General features: G+C 35.2%; 19 protein-coding genes. 15 read left to right on the top strand and 4 right to left on the bottom strand.

Features of this window, described 5'->3' with window-relative positions; all coding sequences use genetic code 11:
- Positions 1-2: 2 nt before the first annotated feature.
- The 3 genes from IPM56_10605 to IPM56_10595 all read right to left on the bottom strand — a co-directional run bounded on the left by IPM56_10605 (position 3) and on the right by IPM56_10595 (position 1,564).
- Positions 3-326 carry a type II toxin-antitoxin system RelE/ParE family toxin gene (locus IPM56_10605; GenBank protein QQS34713.1) on the bottom strand — a complete coding sequence of 108 codons (324 nt, stop codon included), beginning with the start codon at positions 324-326 and terminating at the stop codon, positions 3-5.
- The gene (locus IPM56_10600; GenBank protein ID QQS34712.1) at positions 310-612 is read right to left on the bottom strand and encodes a type II toxin-antitoxin system Phd/YefM family antitoxin; all 303 of its coding nucleotides are present in this window, start codon (positions 610-612) and stop codon (positions 310-312) included. Before IPM56_10600 ends, IPM56_10605 begins: the two co-directional genes overlap by 17 nt.
- A 91-nt stretch (positions 613-703) precedes the next feature.
- Entirely contained in the window at positions 704-1,564 is an 861-nt protein-coding gene (locus IPM56_10595; protein ID QQS34711.1) for an EamA family transporter, read from the bottom strand.
- A gap of 126 nt (positions 1,565-1,690) precedes the next feature.
- Here IPM56_10595 and IPM56_10590 point away from each other — a divergent pair, with 126 nt between their 5' ends.
- The 14 genes from IPM56_10590 to IPM56_10525 all read left to right on the top strand — a co-directional run bounded on the left by IPM56_10590 (position 1,691) and on the right by IPM56_10525 (position 16,388).
- The gene (locus IPM56_10590) at positions 1,691-2,122 is read left to right on the top strand and encodes an archease (GenBank protein QQS34710.1); all 432 of its coding nucleotides are present in this window, start codon (positions 1,691-1,693) and stop codon (positions 2,120-2,122) included.
- The gene (locus IPM56_10585) at positions 2,123-3,577 is read left to right on the top strand and encodes an RtcB family protein (protein ID QQS34709.1); all 1,455 of its coding nucleotides are present in this window, start codon (positions 2,123-2,125) and stop codon (positions 3,575-3,577) included.
- Positions 3,578-3,612: 35 nt separating this feature from the next.
- Complete coding sequence (locus IPM56_10580) at positions 3,613-4,218, top strand: polysaccharide deacetylase family protein (GenBank protein ID QQS34708.1); 606 nt, start codon at positions 3,613-3,615, stop codon at positions 4,216-4,218.
- The gene (locus IPM56_10575) at positions 4,206-5,297 is read left to right on the top strand and encodes a glycosyltransferase (GenBank protein QQS34707.1); all 1,092 of its coding nucleotides are present in this window, start codon (positions 4,206-4,208) and stop codon (positions 5,295-5,297) included. The genes IPM56_10580 and IPM56_10575 overlap by 13 nt, the downstream gene beginning before the upstream one ends.
- The gene (locus tag IPM56_10570; GenBank protein ID QQS34706.1) at positions 5,297-6,292 is read left to right on the top strand and encodes a radical SAM protein; all 996 of its coding nucleotides are present in this window, start codon (positions 5,297-5,299) and stop codon (positions 6,290-6,292) included. Before IPM56_10575 ends, IPM56_10570 begins: the two co-directional genes overlap by 1 nt.
- Complete coding sequence (locus IPM56_10565) at positions 6,292-7,119, top strand: DUF1207 domain-containing protein (GenBank protein QQS34705.1); 828 nt, start codon at positions 6,292-6,294, stop codon at positions 7,117-7,119. Before IPM56_10570 ends, IPM56_10565 begins: the two co-directional genes overlap by 1 nt.
- 1 nt (position 7,120) lies before the next feature.
- A complete protein-coding gene (locus IPM56_10560) occupies positions 7,121-8,128 on the top strand; it encodes a site-2 protease family protein (protein QQS34704.1) in 1,008 nt (335 codons plus the stop codon).
- Between the two features lie 43 nt (positions 8,129-8,171).
- Complete coding sequence (locus tag IPM56_10555; GenBank protein QQS34703.1) at positions 8,172-8,969, top strand: hypothetical protein; 798 nt, start codon at positions 8,172-8,174, stop codon at positions 8,967-8,969.
- A complete protein-coding gene (locus IPM56_10550; GenBank protein ID QQS34702.1) occupies positions 8,966-10,576 on the top strand; it encodes a hypothetical protein in 1,611 nt (536 codons plus the stop codon). Before IPM56_10555 ends, IPM56_10550 begins: the two co-directional genes overlap by 4 nt.
- A gap of 9 nt (positions 10,577-10,585) precedes the next feature.
- Positions 10,586-11,587 (top strand): hypothetical protein, encoded by a 1,002-nt coding sequence (locus IPM56_10545; GenBank protein QQS34701.1) that lies wholly within the window; start codon positions 10,586-10,588, stop codon positions 11,585-11,587.
- Positions 11,588-11,607: 20 nt separating this feature from the next.
- Positions 11,608-12,522, top strand: a complete 915-nt coding sequence (locus tag IPM56_10540) for a PorV/PorQ family protein (GenBank protein ID QQS34700.1) — start codon at positions 11,608-11,610, stop codon at positions 12,520-12,522.
- A 95-nt stretch (positions 12,523-12,617) separates the two neighbouring features.
- Positions 12,618-13,589 (top strand): GNAT family N-acetyltransferase, encoded by a 972-nt coding sequence (locus tag IPM56_10535; protein QQS34699.1) that lies wholly within the window; start codon positions 12,618-12,620, stop codon positions 13,587-13,589.
- A complete protein-coding gene (locus tag IPM56_10530) occupies positions 13,589-14,665 on the top strand; it encodes a glycosyltransferase family 1 protein (GenBank protein ID QQS34698.1) in 1,077 nt (358 codons plus the stop codon). The genes IPM56_10535 and IPM56_10530 overlap by 1 nt, the downstream gene beginning before the upstream one ends.
- Positions 14,666-14,690: 25 nt before the next feature.
- Positions 14,691-16,388, top strand: coding sequence for a hypothetical protein (locus IPM56_10525; protein QQS34697.1), 1,698 nt, complete (start codon positions 14,691-14,693; stop codon positions 16,386-16,388).
- On the opposite strand, the gene IPM56_10520 is transcribed toward IPM56_10525, so the two are convergent.
- Positions 16,363-17,499, bottom strand: a complete 1,137-nt coding sequence (locus IPM56_10520) for a glycosyltransferase (GenBank protein QQS34696.1) — start codon at positions 17,497-17,499, stop codon at positions 16,363-16,365. The two genes, IPM56_10525 and IPM56_10520, sit on opposite strands and share 26 nt — an antisense overlap.
- Positions 17,500-17,523: 24 nt before the next feature.
- Here IPM56_10520 and IPM56_10515 point away from each other — a divergent pair, with 24 nt between their 5' ends.
- Positions 17,524-18,540 carry a glycosyltransferase family 9 protein gene (locus IPM56_10515; GenBank protein QQS34695.1) on the top strand — a complete coding sequence of 339 codons (1,017 nt, stop codon included), beginning with the start codon at positions 17,524-17,526 and terminating at the stop codon, positions 18,538-18,540.
- The last annotated feature ends 3 nt before the right edge of the window (positions 18,541-18,543 follow it).

The raw sequence follows: 18,543 nt of genomic DNA, 5'->3' as shown, positions 1-18,543 counted from the left end.
AACTATCTAAGCAATCTCTCCTGTAAAATTTTTTGTATATCTCGCCTTCCGTCAAGGACACAATGTACGAACACTTCATTTTTTATTATCTGATAAATTATTCTATATGATTTGTAATGAATTTCTAGGAACTCATTTATTTCCAACAAGACGAGTTCAGGTGGAACATAACCACGGTTTGGATGCTCTCTTAGCTGTGAACATTTTTTATAAAGTTTGGCAAACAGGTTTTCAGCATTCTCCTCAGAGTCGTTAAAAAAAACATACTTGTAAATCTCAAAAAGATCATCTTCAGCATTCTTAAGGAGATTAACTCTGTAATTCACTTTGTTCCAGCTTGAAAGTGTTTATCCTTTTCTTTAGATCTTTAAAACTACTGCCTATCGTTTTATAGTTTTTGTTCTGAAGGTCTTTACTACTTAATGCAAGAATCTTTAAAAGCGAAATAGCTTCTTGCATTTGCTCATAAATTTTAATGTCCTGCAATACAACTTTTGCCTCACCATTATGAGTAATGATCATAGTTTTCTGGTTTTCTGAAACATCTCTAACTACCTCGGATGCGTGGCTTTTTAAATAACTTATAGGCTTGACTGCCTCACTGTATTTCATAATATCTCCGATTTTTCTTTGACCTAAATATAGTCTTTAAAATAGTCTACTTCAATATCGCTTAAAGGCAAGTTAATAAAATATCGTTCTATCAGAATTTAAACTTCCTCTTCAAAAATCCGGAACTACCGACTAAAGTTTTAACCACTATTGCACTGATAATTATAACCCCGCCAACAATCGCCCAGCCGCTTGGCGATTCACCGTAACCAATAAAAACCCAGATAGGATTCAGCACCGGTTCAAGCATACCGATTATTGAGGCTTCAACGGCAATTATTCTTTTCAAACCGTAGCTGAAAAACGCGTAAGCAAATGCTATCTGAAAAACTCCAAGAAAAGATACCATCCATACATCATTGAATGAAAGTGGTTTTAAATCAAGTATAAATGGAATACAAATAAGCGTTACAATTATATTGCCGTAAAAAATTGAACTCTGTTGATATTCTTTCCCGTTCTTTCGAAGTCCTAAAAATAAAGCAGCGAACATCACTCCTGATAAAAGCGCGACAAGATTTCCCTCAAGATGTCCTGGCGATATTTCACCGAGAAAGAAAAATATCATCCCGATAAAACATACTGCTACTGTAATAATGTTTATACGTTCGTAAGAAGTTTTATTAATGAGGGGTTCAAAGATCAGAACATAAATCGGAGCCGTTGATTGAAGAAATATTGCATTTGCCGCAGTTGTGGTTTTTGTCGCTATAACAAATGTCGTAAGTACAATAGCATAGAAGCCCGCATTAACAAATGTGAACCTGTTTACAACAAGCAATTTTTTCCCGAACAGCAAAGCAAAAACAATCGCTGCAATTAAACATCTGAAGAAAGAAAGTTCCATCGCATCAAGCGAAATAAGTTTGATAAATAAACCGCCTGAACTCCACAATATTGCGGTTATAAAGACAGCGATAAATCCTTTTTGATGTTCTGATAAGTTATGCATAATTCAATGGTACGCTGATTGAACTGATCGTTATGATTTTTTATGATCAGTCAAAACTTATAAATCCTGTTTAATGAATTTGAAAAAATTGAGTGTTAAATTACATAATAAAATAACGGAAACAATTTGACTTCGGGTTATACTTTTGTTGATCATACTGCAGATATTGCGGTTGATATTGCAACTTCATCTCTGGAGGAACTTTTCACTTTATCAGCTTCTGCCTGGAAGGAAGTAGTTTGTGAGTTAGTTGATTTACCTGAATCGGGTTCAATGAAAATAGAACTAACTTCATTTTCTATTGAGACATTATTGGTTACTTTCATTAGTGAATTGAATTTTTTATTCCAAAAAAAATACTGTCTGATGACAAACATTGAAGAAATAAAAATATCCGAAATGGATGATGAGTTTTACCTTGCAGCAAATATCATCGGAAGCACATTCAACCTTTCAGATATTAAACTTAAAGCAGAAGTAAAAGCAGTCACATATCATCAGATGGAAATAGAAAAATTGAACGGACAATTTAAGACAAGAATTATTTTTGATATTTAAATGATCATCAACGGAATAGAACTAAAACGTATAACAAAAAACCTGTGGGAAATCCCTCAGGATGAGAATATGAAAGTCCCCGGCAGGATTTATATCTCTGAGCGAATGTTAGAACGGGATATGAAAAATGAAGACGCACTTAAGCAGGTACAAAATGTCGCGCATCTTCCGGGAATTCAAAAGTTCAGCCTCGCGATGCCTGACATACATTGGGGATATGGATTTCCTATCGGTGGTGTTGCTGCTACTGATTTTCATGATGGTGTGATTTCTCCCGGTGGTGTTGGTTATGATATTAATTGCGGCGTAAGGTTGGCAACAACATCACTTCATATTGATTTTGTTCAGCCCAGGATTGATTCACTGATAAAAAATCTTTTTAACAGGGTTCCTACTGGGGTTGGCGCAAGCGGCGCGATAAAAAAGTTGGCTAAGACAGATCTGAAAAGATTAATGACACAGGGTGTAGCATGGTCAATAGAAAACGGATTAGGAAGAAGTGAGGATATTGAACACACTGAAGAACAGGGATTCTTAAAACATGCTGATTCAGATGTTGTCAGCGAACGTGCGTTTGAACGTGGCTTTGACCAGGTTGGAACGCTTGGTTCCGGTAATCACTTTCTCGAAGTTGATGTTGTTGAAGAAATCTATGATGCTAACGCAGCGGATGTGATGGGAATGTTTCCCGGACAAATTGTGGTTCAGATTCACACAGGCTCACGCGGATTCGGTTACCAGGTTTGTGATGACTATCTGAAAATTCTTTTAAAAGCGAATAAAGATTTCGGAATTAAACTACCTGACAAACAACTCGCCTGTGCTCCTTTAAATTCAAGTGAAGGAAAAAATTATTTATCAGCTATGCAGGCAGCAGCAAACTTTGCATGGAACAACAGGCAGGTGATAATGTTCATCGCAAAAAAATGTTTCCAGGATACTTTTAAAATGTCCGAATCTGAACTTGACTGGAATCTTGTTTATGATGTTTGTCACAACATTGCAAAAGTTGAAGATCATATCATTAATGGAGAAAAGAAAAAAGTTTGTGTTCATCGTAAAGGTGCTACGAGGGCATTTGCACCGGGCAGTGAAATGATACCTGTAAAATACAGATCAATCGGTCAGCCTGTTTTAATTCCGGGTGATATGGGAAGATATTCGTATGTTGCTGTTGGTACTGAAAAAGCAATGATGGAAACTTTCGGAAGTTCATGTCACGGTGCCGGAAGAAATCTAAGCAGAAAAAAAGCTATGATGAATGCGAAAGGAAAAAATCTTGTTGAAGAACTGAAACAAAGAGGTGTGACCATCCAGGCAAAAGGCTGGTCAACAATCGCAGAGGAAATGTCTGACGCATATAAAGATGTATCTGATGTTGTTGATGTTATACACAACGAAGGTATAACAAAAAAAGTTGCTCGCATAAAACCAATCGGTGTTATTAAAGGCTGATATTGATTAAACCATATTATAACCCGCCGTCAATTGTGAAAATGTTATTCCCAGATTTTATCTGGAATACTAAAAACGACAAAGTACTTTTAACTTTTGATGACGGACCAAATCCAAACTCAACTGAAATAATTTTAACAACACTTGAACAAATGAATATCAAGGGATTGTTCTTTTGCGTAGGGAACAATGTTGATAAATACACCTCACTTGCAAAAGATATTCTATCTGCTGGTCATTCAATCGGGAACCATACATTTAATCATAAGATAATTTCTAAGATAAGGCAGGAAGATGTGCTAACAGAAATTAAAAGTATGAACAATGTTGTTGTAGATAAACTCAGTTATCAAATAAAATATTTTCGTCCGCCGCATGGTAAGTTCCGGCTTAACACTTCTTCTTTAATGAAAGAAGTGAAAATGAAAAATGTTATGTGGTCGCTTCTCACGTATGATTTTCAATACAATCTTAGCCTTGTGAATAATTCAGTTCATAGATTTCTTAAATCTGATTCAATCATCGTTCTGCACGACAGCAACAAATCAAAAGATATAATCCGCGACAGTATATTATTCATAGCTGATGAAGTGAATAACCGTGGATTAGCTTTTGGAGATACAGAAGAATGTTTGAACTGATATTTTTTGTTTTCATCTGTATTTATTTTATTCAGTCAGTCTTATTCATAATAGGGGCTTCTAAAAAATTTAAGCAGCTTACTGGCGATGAACTTCCAACAGCGACAGTTATAGTTGCTGCAAGGAATGAAGAACTAAACATTCTTCGTTGTTTAATATCTCTTGATACTCTTATCTATCCTGAAAATAAACTTGAAATAATAATTGTTAATGACCGGTCAACTGACAAAACAGGTGAGATCATTGACGAATTCATATCCGGTAAAAACAGGTTTAAGAAAATTGAAACTCAGGAAACTATCGGTGAACTGAAAGGGAAAACAAACGCGCTTGCAAATGCTATTAAGATTTCATCAGGTGAAATTATTTTAACAACCGATGCCGACTGCGAAGTAAATCCAAATTGGGTTAAGACAATTGCATCATACTATACAAAGGATGTTGGTGTTGTCTGCGGATTCACAAACCAGGACGCAGTCAACCAGTTTTCAGGAATGCAGGCACTCGATTTTATTTATCTTTTGTTAGTCGCATCAGGAACCATAAATCTTGGTTACCCGATAAGCTGCATCGGTAATAATATGTCGTACAGAAAAAAAGCTTATGAGGATGTCGGTGGATATGAATCTCTCCCATTCAGTGTTACGGAAGATTCGAATTTATTGCTGGCAATCTCAAGACTAAAAAAATATAAGATCACTTATCCAGTTGATGTAAACGGAATGGTTACATCAAAAGCATGTTCAACGTTTAAAGAATTATTCAGACAAAAAAAACGCTGGGCTGTTGGAGGAATAGATGTCCCGTTACGCGGTTACTTTGTGATGGCATCGGGATTTGCGGCTAACATCGGTATTATACTTACACCTTTATTTTTCTCAGGGGTATGGTTATATTTGTCCGCCTTCAAACTGGCGACAGATTTTTTTCTTCTCTTTCCTGTTCATGAAAAACTGGGGATAAAGAAAAACCTGAAATATTTTTTAAGCTTCGAAATTTATTTTACGCTTTATGTTATTGCTTTGCCCTTCATACTTTTATTTGACAGAAAAGTTGTCTGGAAAAACAGGGAATATTAATGCTTCTCCTCTGTAACTACTATTTAACATACCGTTGCAATGCGTTTTGTGAATTCTGCCACTTTGGTGATCACACTAATTTTAAAGGAACTCCGTTCGCTCAACTTGAAGACTTTAAATCAAATGTAAAACAATTAGCCGAGCTTGGTGTAAGGTTTATTGATCTTACAGGAGGAGAGCCGCTTCTTCATAAAGATATTCACTTAATGGCTGAGTACGCTAAAAGTTTTAAGATGCAGACAAGTATAACATCAAACGCTTTGTTGTATCCTAAGTTTGCTGATAAACTTGCGGGGAAAATTAATCTTCTTCACTTTTCTCTTGATTCTCCCGATGAGGAAGAACATAATAAAATCCGCGGTGTGAATTGTTACAACCATGTTTTTGAGAGTATTAGGATCGCAAAATCAATCGGAGAATTTCCGGATATACTATTTACAGTTACGAATGATACTTACAAAAAACTTCCGCGAATGCATGAGATAGCAAAACAGAATGATCTTGTTCTGTTAGTCAATCCCGTTTTTTCATATTTCGGAAATCCCGGTTTGAATGACGAAGCTATCAATTATGTAGAAGAATATATTGACGGCAAAATGGATATCTATCTTAACAAGGCGTTTCTTAAGCTAAGAAAAGATGGCGGCAATGACATAAACGATCCGAGTTGTAAAGCTGTTTCGCGTGTGATAGTGATATCGCCTTACAATGAAATAATTCTTCCTTGTTATCATTTTTCAAATGAAAAAATAAAAATCGATAAACCTTTGAAAGAAATTAGAAATTCAGAGCGCATAAAATATTTTATAAAGAATGAAGGTCGATTTGATTTTTGCCAGGGCTGCACGGTTAATTGTTACTTTGAACCTTCATTTGCTTTTCCAACTAACCTATATGGATTTGCAAGTCTTACAAGCAAATTTAAGTACGGGTATAACAAACTCATCAAACAGAAAATAAAGAAAAAACTTTTTCAGAATTCGGATTCAAATTAATGCGGGTTGTTCTTTTATCATTTCTTAGCATAATTTTTTGTGCAAACATATTTCCGCAAAGCAGGCAGGTATGGTTCCCGAAAGATTTTAACATTCAACCATTCAAAGCAAATTTTATTGAACCTAAAGCCGGGTTTCATTTTATGCCTGACATTGATAAGGTTCAGCTTGATATCGGAACTTCAACCGACATATTACACATCATAGAAAATGACAAAGTAATTTCTATCGGCGCTGATGTTTTTACATATACAAGATTAAGAAGTCAGAATGATTTTAAATTTCCTGTTGAGACAGTTGATTACCTTTTCGGACTTAACGCCGGTTACAAAATAATTAATGGAAACAGGACGTACGGATTCCGTTTCCGGTTGAGCCATATAAGTGCGCATCTTGTTGATGGTATGTATGATGAAAGCCAGCAGCAGTGGCGTGAGAACCGAAAACCATTTGTATTCAGTAAAGAGTTTGTAGAATTTTTCCCTTTTTATTCGTGGGAAAGATTAAGAGTTTATGCGGGAGTCTCTTATTTGTTTCATGTTATTCCTGAAGAAATAGGGAAGGGAATTTATCAATTAGGATTTGATTACTACCCATGTTTATTCAACTCTGAAAAAATAAATCCATTTATCGCTTATGATTTTAAAATTTCCAAAATAGAAAAACATATTGCGAATCATATAATCGCAGCGGGAATAAAATTCGGGAACTATGATTCAAAAGGCTTCAGTATTATTGTTTCATATTTCTCAGGCAAAAGTATTCACGGTGAGTTGTTTGACTTGAGTGAAAAATATTCATCAATAGGATTTAACTTCGATTTATAAAATGACAGATTATTACGAACAATTTGAAAGTCCGCCTTTAGTCACGGTTCAAAAAAAAGATAATGAACGTTATCTTCTGCATATAGGATTGTTTATTCTAACCTTTTTAACTTCAACTTTAGCTGGTGCGTTTTGGGTCACTGGTCGAAGTGGTCCCTATGATATTTCATACTTATGGGAAGGGCTTCCTTATTCGATTTCGATTATGTTCATTATTACTTGTCATGAATTCGGTCATTACTTTGCGGCAAGACATCATAAAGTAAAAGCAACACTTCCATTTTATGTTCCACTTCCACCAATTCCTTTTTTTTTGAACTTTGGTACGATGGGAGCTGTTATAAAAACGAAATCACCTATTCGGACAAACAAGGCTATGTTCGATATTGGAGTTGCAGGACCTCTGGCTGGGTTCATTGCAACATTAATAGTCCTAATCATCGGGTTTAATAACGTACCTGGTTTTGAGCATATCCTCGAAATCCATCCAAACTATTACTCTGACGAATTCAGGAACAGTGCTGGTCAACTTAGTTTTGGAAGCACAATACTATTTGAGACACTAAAAGGTTTATTTGTTGGACCATCTGAGTTCTTTCCTCCAATGAGCGAAGTATATCATTCTCCTTATTTATGTGCAGGATACTTTGGTATGTTCGTAACCGCAATGAATATGATCCCGGTTGGACAACTTGATGGCGGACACATCGGCTATACAATGTTCGGACAGAAAAAACATGATGCTATAGCATCGGTGTCATTTATAATTTTGATTTTACTTGGTTTACTTGGAGCATTTGAATTAGCTTTTAAAATAGACTTGCAAATAGGTTGGATTGGATGGCTTATTTGGGGGATGATACTTTATTACTTTATTAAAATTCAACACCCACCGATATATGACGATACTGAATTAAATACCGGAAGGAAAATTCTTGGCTACATAAGCTATTTTATACTAATTATTTCTTTTTCTCCAAGTCCATTTATCTTAAGTTTGGGTATATAATTTTTTACCTTGTTGAATGAATGTGAGTAATTCAAATTTGAATATGAAAAAATACTTATTAATACTTTTACCGGTTTTGTTTTTCGGCTGTGAAAAAGATTTTGATGGAAGCATTCAGCCGCAGAATATGACGTACAGGATTATTCAAACAAGCTCATTCGACAAGTTTGATTATACGGATACAGATTCCACAATAACATTATTCATTAAGATTGATTCATCATCATCATTCAGCAATATGTACTGTGATGTTTATTCTTCTGAAGATAAAAAATTAAATGCGTCAGCAATCTCCTTATTAGATAATGGAAATATTTCAAACGGAGATACAACCGCCGGCGATTTTATCTTCTCTAACAATTTTGTTCTGAGTATTAATTATCCCAACGGCAGATACAGCATTAAGTATTTTATTGTGGATAATAATAATGAAACTTCACTTGCTGCAGTTCAAACATTCACATACGATAACGGGAAAAGTAAAATAGCTCCGCTATTGTCTAATCTTCAGATTCCTGATTCGGTAAATAGAAATCAGTCTTTTGTCTTTAGTGTTTTTACTTCGGATTCTAACGGCTTGAATGATGTTGAAATAGTATATTTTGAACTTTTCAGACCTGATGGTAGTCAGGTAGAAATTAATCCGGATAATAAATTTATTATGCATGATGATGGTGACCTTGCTGTGTGGGGAGATGAAACAGCAGGGGATGGCAGATATTCTTACAGGAATTCTTTTTCAAATACTGCACAACTCGGTTCGTGGCGGTTTGAATTTGAAGCACGTGACAAAAGCAATAAACTAAGCAACAGATTGATCCACTTTCTTGTAGTTAAATGAAATTTAAATTATTAGTTCTTTCACTGACCATTTTTTCCACGGCTGTTGTATTCGGACAGTTCAAACCAAATTCTTATTATCTTCAGGATGAAAATAAATCATACAAACTAACAGATGAAACTCCTTCAAGTAATAGTATAAGTGATATCATCACTGTCGGGGACACAGTCTGGTTAGGAACTAGCAGGGGAGTGAGTCTTTCAACTGACAGAGGAATCACCTGGAAAAATTTTTATGGCTCAGCAGCATTCGGTGACGTAAGCATTTCGGCAATAGGATATAATAAGTATGATGGTTCATTCTGGGCCGCAACCGCAAAGTCTGTTGAAGTAACAGGAGGTTCAACCTTACCAGGAGGACAGGGACTCAGATATACAACCGATCTTGGACAAACCTGGATAAGTATTCCCCAACCTGTTGACGCACCGGGTGATTCACTTCTTATTTATGGAATTAACGATGGTGTAAATCTTCCTAAAGTAAGAGCATTGCCTGTGACAGTAACAGTTCAAAATCTTACGTATGATATTGCATTCACTCCCGGTACTGTATGGATTTCTTCATTTGCAGGCGGACTTAGAAAGAGCACAAACAATGGTCAAACCTGGGAAAGAGTACTTCTTCCTTCAGATGCTAAAAATTCTCTTTCACCAACTGATACAGTAAGATTTGCATTACAAGCTGTTGCAGGTGCATTCGGTCCTGATAATAATCTGAACCACAGGTTATTCTCCGTGATCTCTTCGGACAGCACAACTTTATACGTAGGCTCTGCCGGCGGAATCAATAAATCAACCGATAATGGTATAAGCTGGCAAAAATTTAACCGGCTGAATCAGTTAAATCCAATCAGCGGAAATTTTATTGTTGCATTAGGTTATAGCGATTCCACCTCAACGGTTTGGGGTGCTACCTGGCGTGCTGAAGGTACGACGGAATTTTACGGAGTAAGCTCAAGTACAAATGGCGGTGAGGATTGGCTGACTTACCTTGATGGTGAACGTCCGCATAATTTTGGATTTAAAGGTAATGATGTTATTACAGTTACCGATAATGGCGCATTGCGTTCGCCTGATAATGGCAGCAGCTGGATATTACCCGGAACCATTATTGACGCAAACTCAAATCTGTCTTTAAACACAACTATATTTTATTCAGCCGCTTCAGAAGGAAATTCAATCTGGCTTGGAAGTGATGACGGACTTGCGAAACTCGAAGAGACTTCCGGTATGTGGTCGGGTGACTGGAAAATATTTTTTGCGTCGCAAAAGTTGTCTTCAAAGAATGAGACTTATGCTTATCCGAATCCATTTACTCCAAGACTCGAACAATTGAAAATAAAATACAGTACAGGTGGTAAGAGAGATAACGTAACAATAAGAGTATTTGACTTCGGGATGAATTATGTTTCAACGGTTATACAGAACGCTGAAAGAGGAAATAACATCCACGCAGTCGACGGATTGCAAAGTGCCGATGAAGGCGTAATTGATTTCTGGGATGGAAAAGATGCATCCGGAAATTTTGTACCCAACGGTGTTTATTTTTACAGAGTGGAAGTCGGTTCAGACGAACCGGTTTACGGAAAAATACTTGTATTACAGTAAGAGGTTTATTTGAAGAAGTACTTTCTGATTTTAGTTTTTCTTGTATCCCAGATTGTGATTGCACAACCTCAGTTCAGCAAGATCAGTTCGATGCCCGGCGCATTCAGCAGAATGGGGTTCGGCGCCCGTGGAATAGGGATGGGAAATGCGATGTCAGCAGTGACTGAAGGGAATCTTGTATCATATTATAATCCTGCTGTTTCATCATTCCAGGAAAATAACTCGGTTCAAACTTCATATACGTTTTTATCTTTAGACAGGTCTTTAAACTTTTTAAATTTTACAAGAAGATTCGATTTTTTTTCTGCGAAGGATTCTCTTCAAATTCCAAGAAAGCCAAGATCAAGTGCCGGGATAAGTCTCGGTGTAATTAATTCCGGAGTGAGTAATATTGATGGCAGGGATAACCAGGGATTCAAAACCGAAGAGCTGTCAACTTCAGAAAATCAGTTTTTTGTCGGACTCTCGAACAGGTTTTCTGAAAGATTTGCGCTAGGTATTGCAGTAAAAATTTTTTATTACAAACTGTATGAAGAAGTAAGTTCATCAGGGTTTGGACTTGATTTAGGAATGCTCTATAAAATAAATGAATATTTTAATTTTGCGGTTGTTATCTGTGATATTAATTCAAAATATAAATGGGATACATCACCGATTTTTGGTCAGGAAGGAAGAAACACCGAAGATAAATTTCCTAACCTCAGAAAGTTTGGTATAAGTTACAGGAATTCTGAACAAGGATTGCTTGCTGCAGTTGAATTTCAAAACAGTAATGCCGAGTCAAATATTCTTCGTGCAGGACTTGAGTATAATGTTTATGAACAATTTTATTTGCGAGGCGGTGTTGATCAGTTTAATATTTCAAATGCAGATGTACCAATGAAACCATCGCTTGGATTTTCATATTATAAAATGTTTGGTGATATGACTTTCGGAATTGATTATGCCTTTATGGTTGAACAGTATTCATCATCTGACAGACATGTAGTTGGAATCAATATAAATTTTTAATGAAATATTTTAATCAGAAAATGAAAATTACTTATATAAAATTTGCAGCATTATTGATACTCGTATCACTGATTGCAGAATCACAAGCACAGACCGCGGGTAAAAGCGGATTATCATTTTTGAAGTTCGGATTTGGTGCAAGAAATATTGCAATGGGTGATGCAGGTGCATCAGTATCAAATGATGTGACTTCGCTGTTTTATAATCCTGCCAGACTTGCAAATCAAACAGGCAATGAAATACTTTTTATGCATAATGAATGGATCCAGGATGTAAGAAGTGAGGTGCTTGGTGTACGATCCGATATTGCGGGAATACCTTTAGCAATAGGATTAAATGTTTCGACTGTTAATGATATTGAGGTAAGACAAATACCCGGTGAGCCATTATCAAAATTTAATGCAAATTTTTTCTTTGCAAGTCTTTCAACCGGTTTTAACATTTTAGATGAGTTGAGTTTTGGTGTCACTGCAAAATATATTTACGAAGGAATATTCGTTGATGAAGCAAACGGTTACGCAGTTGACTTCGGTTTAAACTACAAAACTGTTTATGATGGATTATCAGTTGCCGGAGTTGTTAAAAATATCGGTTCAATGAATGACTTAAGAAGTGAAGCAACAAAACTCCCTGTAGAAATCAGATTAGGACCAGCTTACACCTTTTCTATGGAACAAAATAAATTGGATTTTGTAACAGCAGTTGAATTTCAAAAATATACTGCGACCGATGATATTCATTTAAATGCCGGAGTTGAAATAGTGTATGATAAAACAATATCACTACGCGGCGGTTATTTATCAGGTTATGAATCAAAAAGTTTTGGCGGCGGAGTAGGGTTAAATTGGGGAAGCCTGAGTTTTGATTATGCGCTCTCACCATTTGCTCTCGAGTTTGGAACAGGGCATTCTATTTCATTGAGTTTTAAATTCTAATTTAAGGTGTATAACAAAGTCTATCTTGCATTACAAGTTTGGAATTTTACCAGCCTCTTTCTATTTTTTTCAAGTAATTATCCGGAATAAAAATCATGTTAGAATTCTATCCTCTGCATTCATCAAAATTTTCCCATGACGAATGGGATTCATTTGTAAATACTTCAGATAACGGAACAATTTTTCATTTAAGACAATTTTTAAACTATCATCCTAAAGACAAATTTAAAGATGCCTCGCTGGTTGTGATTAAAGAAAATAAACCACTTGCATTACTAACTGCTGCTGTTGTTGAACGTGATGGTAAAAAAGTTTTAGCATCACATCCAGGTGCTTCTTACGGCAGTTTTGTTTATAAATCTAACCTGAATTTCAAAGAAGCGCATGAACTTATAGATGTGTTATTAGTTTATGCAAAAGGATTAAAAGTTGATCGCATCCAACTGACACCGCCGCCGATTATTTATCAATCGAAATATTCCAACTACATTGACTTTGCTTTGGTACGAAGCGGGTTTACATACCTTAAACGTGACGTTTCAAGTATAGTTCAACTTGACCTCGACAAAGATGAATTGCTAATGAGTTACCGTGCCGAAGCAAGAACCGCACTGAAAAAAGCAATCAAACAAAATGTTGAAATCGTCGAGTGTGATAAGTTTGAAGATTACTATGAAATCCTGAAAAAGAATTTAAAGATGCGTCATGGTGTTAACCCTGCTCATACTCTTGACGAACTTCTAAAAGTAAAAAAAATGTTTCCATCCAAGGTTAGACTTTGGGGCGCATTTGTTAAAGGTAAGTTGATCGCTGGTGTTTGCAACTTCAGTGCTAATCCAAAAGTAGTGCTCGCATTCTACATAAGTCATGATGAAGATTACCAGGAATACCGTGCGGTCAATTTATTGTTTTATGAAATCATGAAACGGTATAAAGAAGAAGGATACAAATTTCTTGACTTCGGAATTTTTACAGTGAATATGGAACCTAACTGGGGATTAGGTAGGTTCAAAGAAAATTTTGGCGCAAGAGGAATTTTCAGAGATACACTTTATAAAGATCTCTAATGCTTAAAATATTACACGTGGCTCCTCAAAACTATGCTGGCGTTCCTCATAGTTTTTATCAGATGCATAACGCAATGGGGGATTATTCACGTATCGTTACACTTCACAAAAATCCGCTTGAGTTTCCCGAAGACATTTGTCTTGATCTGCCTTTACCATCTTCATCATTGGCAAAAAAATGGCGAAAGAAAAAAATTAATGATGTTGAAGATAGGCAAATCACATTAGCTCCAGTATTTAGACCAAAGAATTTATTTGAAAGAATTTATTTCAAATACAGTGACGCTAAACGAAAAAAAATAATTGATGAAGCAATTAACAAGTACAAGCTCGACGAGTTTGATATCATTCATTATGATTCCGGATTGGATTTCTATCGCAACTCAACTCAGGCAAAAAAATGGAAGCGGGAAGGAAAAAAAATAGTCTGCTGTTATTACGGCAGTGATCTGAGAATCCGAGGGCTGATAAAAGAGATGGATGCAATTTCTGATCTTAACATTACTTCTGAATACGATCATCTCGAATTAAAAAAAGACCTTCAATACATTTTTTATCCGTACGATATTTCAGAACTGCCTGAAAGAAAGTATAATGACGATGGTGTTATCAAGATTGTTCATTCACCTACAAACCGCCAGTACAAAGGAACTTCAGTCATAATTTCAGTAATTGAAAAGATTAAGAAAGAACACAAGATTGAATTTATTTTACTTGAAGGTAAACCGAGAAGTGAAGTATTAGGAATAAAAAGTACTTGTGATATCTCAATCGATCAGGTTGGCGGTACCATGGGTGGAACCGGTTACGGCAAAGCTGGATTAGAGACGCTTGGAATTGGAATACCAACGATAACAAATATGACAAAAAATTATGCTGATTGGCTTCCTGAAAATCCGTTTGTAGTAGCTAACAATGCAAATGAATTATACAATGTACTTTTGGAATTAATACAGAATGCAACACTAAGAAAAGAAAAAGGTGAAGCCGGGAAAAACTGGGTTAAGAAATATCATAGCTATGAATCAGTGGACAAGAGATTGAAAGAGTTGTATCGAACAAATCAAATCATTTAAAGAATAGACCACCACTGTTAACTGTATGAGTTGGATAACCGGTTATTTTGGATACTTGCAGGAAGATAAAAAAGAACTTCTTGCAAAATTATGTTCAGGCTATCTTCATAAAGTCAGCACAGAAAAATTAGTCCTTTATACTGGCGGCACTATTTCAACATGTCATATCTCAAAAAATCAAAATATAATTATTTGTGGATTTATTATCGGAAACTCTGATAGTTCAAAAATTCAACTAACAGATGAAAAACTTTTTGAAACATTTAATTTTGATAATCCTGCTTCACTTCAAGGGCATTTTATATCCGTCAATTGGGATGAAAGAGGACTAAGGTTTTGTAACGATGCATTTGGATTGAGAACTGTTTACTTTTATCAGGAAAACAAAGCAACATTCTTTTCAACGAAGCTTTCATTACTTACTTCCATAATAAAATCTTCTGAACTGGATCTGAATGAATTTGGTTCAAGATGGTTTACTTACAACCAGTGGTCACATAATTCATTTATAAAAAATATAAAAAGATTACCTCCTAACAGTAAAGCTTTTCTGAACGAAGGTGGGTTGGAGATAAAAGCTGAACTGTGGAAGCAGCAAATTACAGAAACACAGCCCGAAAAATTTTTATCAAATTTAAATGAGTTTCTGAATATCAGGTTGAATGGAAATTCGAAATTAACATTGGGCTTATCGGGTGGTTTGGATTCCAGATTTATGTTATCTGTTTTGCTTCAAAATAAAATTGATTTTTTAGTACACACCGTTGGAAGCAGTGATGATCCTGATGTAAAAACAGCTAAGAAGATTGCGGATGTAATTAGTATCAAGATAAATCATATCGAGGCAGATGATTCTTCATTGACTGAAACAATATTAAATGAATATAAAGAATATGCTGCTTCGACTGAGTTGATCGAACCGATATCAACTTATACTAAGCTGCGATGTTTTGAAAATAATTATTTCAGCGATAAAGTATTAATCGATGGCACTATGGCGGAATTTGCACGTAAACAGTTCCTTAAAAAATTTCGTGTTTGGGGATTTGATTTAATAAAACAAAAAAAGTGGGATAAGTTGATTGATCTGATAAAGGTCAACAAACCAAATATTTTTAAAGAAGAATTTTCCGGTAAAATGTTAACAGGCGTTTCGGAACAATTAAAACACTTGTTTGATAATGTTGTCATAGGAGATTATAAAAAAAAATACCTCCCGGATATTTTGATCGCAAACTACCGTTTGTCAAACTACTTTATGCCTGAACAAACCAGGCTTGATAATTTCATTCAGAGTTTTATGCCATTCGCTCAACCGGAAATGGTTTCCGCAAGTCTTTCTCTTCCAGATAAATTCAGGACAAACAGCAGATTGATGTACAGAACAATTTTAGACAACAATAAATCGTTGGGTAAGATTCCATTAATAAAAGGTAACTCTCCTTATCCGTTTGGATCATCAACAATAAAAATTTATTTGTTGAATAAGATAAGAAAAGAGAAGGATGACAATAAAATCAGGCTTATCAAGTTTTACGATCAACTTGAAGCATTTATACGGGATCAGTTCTCTTTTCAGGAAATAAAAAATTATGAGCTATACGATCATAATTTCATCAACAATCTTATAAAGGATTATTATTCAGGAAACAAAGCACTTGTTTATGATTTGAATTGGTTAGTTACGTTTGAGTTATTCAGGCAGGGATTAAATCTCCGATAATTTTTAGTAACACCTTCTCACTAATTTCCCAGTTAAATTTATTTTCAAATAGTTGACGGGCATTATAAGAATGTTCTGAAAGTAAACGAGGATCGCTAAAATACTTTTCAATTATTGTTATAATTGACTCATAATCATCAGGTTCAACCAGGTGTCCGAATTCAAGTATTTCCGGGAAATCATCAAATGCTTTTACGTTAGAAAAGATGACCGGTTTACCACAAGCCATATAATCAAAAATCTTTATTGGGATAGATTTATCACGCATTTTAGTTTTTGAACGGAGGTCAATACAAATGTCTGCTTCGGATAACTGTTCGCTATAAAGTTTATAATCAACTCTTTCTTTAATTTTTATTACAATATTTTTTTGCAGGTGTATTTGATGAAAACGATTTTTGTCATAATCATTTTCAAAATTACCAATGAGGAGAAGAATAATTTTGAAATCACAAAATTTATCAGCTAAAAGGTTAGTGAGCCGAACCACCCTGTAAAAACCCCTCTCTTCTAAAAATGTTCCTGCAAAACAAAGTGTGATTTTATCTTTTTTAAAAGTTACCGGGTAATAATTAAAAAAAGATTTTGGTGGAAAGTGACCAATAATAGCCTGTTTTTTTAAAGGCGCAAAAATTCCATAAGGTTTTGCTTTTAATCTTTCTGAAATTATCATGTGATCGGTAAGATTTGATACATAAATGTTAAACAGATAATGTCCCAAATACATAATAATTTTTTTTAAGCCTGAGTAATCCTGGTAATGACTCCTAAATGGGTACCACTCTGTTATATCAGAAATAATTTTACAGGAACGTTTAATTTTTCTGAACTTATGCGCTGCTAATATCGGCAGCGGTTCACAGCATATTACGAGGTCAGCATCAAACTCTTTAATAATACTAAAGAACCTGTTAATCTTTTCTCTTTTGGTTATATTTAGCCCGTCAAATGAATTAATCGTGATATTTTCTTTTACAATATGTAATTCTTCAACCGATGTTGTTATCTGAACCTTATATCCATTCCCTGATAAACTTAATCCAAATTTCCAGAATATCCTTTCATCCATTGAAGGATGACCTGAAGAAATTATTATTATATTCTTTTGCATAATGAAAACTACTAAAAAATACTTATGCCTCAATTAAGAATTTTAATATGCAGACCTGACAGGATTGGCGACGTTGTTTTATCGACGCATCTACCGAGAGAAATCAAAGCAGAAAGACCTGATAGTTTTGTTGCAATGTTAGTTAGAGAGGAAACAAAAGATATATTCCTGAACAATCCCAATGTAGATGCTATAATAACATTAAATGAAAATGGTTCCCCGAAAAGATTTTGGAAATTAGCAAAAGAAATAATCGGTTATAAGTTTACTCGCGCATTTATGCTTTTGCCGGATGAAAGAATTAACTGGATTTTATTTTTCAGTTTGATTCCAATCAGGATAGGCGTGGGTCATAAACTCTATCAGTTCCTGTCATTCAGTAAATATGTTGACAGAATGAAGTATACCGAAAACCGACACGAAGCTGACTATTGTTCTGATATGCTGCGGAAAATAGGAATTGAGACAAAGTCTAATAATCCTGAAATATTTTTATCACCCGAAGAAATACAACAAGCATCTGACTTTCGAAACTCTCTGCACAAAGGAAAAAGAATTATAGGTGTTAATTCAACCAGCGGCGGCTCAACAGCAAACCTTTCTGTGAATGAATATCAAAAGCTGATCATAAAACTTAGTAAGGATGAAAATGTCCAGGCAGTCGTTACGGATTATAACGTACCTCAGGAGATTGATGAATTACCTGGGGTTTTGTATCCTGTCAGGAATACCTCATTGAGAAAATTAATTATTACAATAGCTTCCCTTGATGTGCTTATTTCAGCAAGCACTGGACCAATGCATGTTGCAGCAGCACTTAAGATCCCCACACTTCCAGTATTTTGTCCTCTTCCTGCTTGTTCACCTGAACTCTGGGGTCCGCTAGGTAACAATTCAAAAATAATTTTTCCTGAAAAAGATTATTGCCAGATTAAATGTCCGGGAGATCCTAAAAAATGTAAGTTTGAAGGTGAAGGAGGTATAGATCACACTCTTATTCTCAAAGCCTTACCTGAAATGTTATCTGCTCTAAAAGTATAAAGC

It is taken from the genome of Ignavibacteriales bacterium (assembly GCA_016700155.1).
In the GTDB taxonomy this organism is placed as follows: domain Bacteria; phylum Bacteroidota; class Ignavibacteria; order Ignavibacteriales; family Ignavibacteriaceae.
This window is presented reverse-complemented; position numbering and strand designations above follow the sequence as displayed.

Coding starts and splice junctions, on each gene's coding strand:
- IPM56_10600 (QQS34712.1), bottom strand. CDS start 612: ATGAAATACAGTGAGGCAGTCAAGCCTATAAGTTATTTAAAAAGCCAC.
- IPM56_10595 (QQS34711.1), bottom strand. CDS start 1,564: ATGCATAACTTATCAGAACATCAAAAAGGATTTATCGCTGTCTTTATA.
- IPM56_10585 (QQS34709.1), top strand. CDS start 2,123: ATGATCATCAACGGAATAGAACTAAAACGTATAACAAAAAACCTGTGG.
- IPM56_10575 (QQS34707.1), top strand. CDS start 4,206: ATGTTTGAACTGATATTTTTTGTTTTCATCTGTATTTATTTTATTCAG.
- IPM56_10570 (QQS34706.1), top strand. CDS start 5,297: ATGCTTCTCCTCTGTAACTACTATTTAACATACCGTTGCAATGCGTTT.
- IPM56_10565 (QQS34705.1), top strand. CDS start 6,292: ATGCGGGTTGTTCTTTTATCATTTCTTAGCATAATTTTTTGTGCAAAC.
- IPM56_10560 (QQS34704.1), top strand. CDS start 7,121: ATGACAGATTATTACGAACAATTTGAAAGTCCGCCTTTAGTCACGGTT.
- IPM56_10555 (QQS34703.1), top strand. CDS start 8,172: ATGAAAAAATACTTATTAATACTTTTACCGGTTTTGTTTTTCGGCTGT.
- IPM56_10550 (QQS34702.1), top strand. CDS start 8,966: ATGAAATTTAAATTATTAGTTCTTTCACTGACCATTTTTTCCACGGCT.
- IPM56_10540 (QQS34700.1), top strand. CDS start 11,608: ATGAAAATTACTTATATAAAATTTGCAGCATTATTGATACTCGTATCA.
- IPM56_10535 (QQS34699.1), top strand. CDS start 12,618: ATGTTAGAATTCTATCCTCTGCATTCATCAAAATTTTCCCATGACGAA.
- IPM56_10530 (QQS34698.1), top strand. CDS start 13,589: ATGCTTAAAATATTACACGTGGCTCCTCAAAACTATGCTGGCGTTCCT.
- IPM56_10525 (QQS34697.1), top strand. CDS start 14,691: ATGAGTTGGATAACCGGTTATTTTGGATACTTGCAGGAAGATAAAAAA.
- IPM56_10520 (QQS34696.1), bottom strand. CDS start 17,499: ATGCAAAAGAATATAATAATAATTTCTTCAGGTCATCCTTCAATGGAT.
- IPM56_10515 (QQS34695.1), top strand. CDS start 17,524: ATGCCTCAATTAAGAATTTTAATATGCAGACCTGACAGGATTGGCGAC.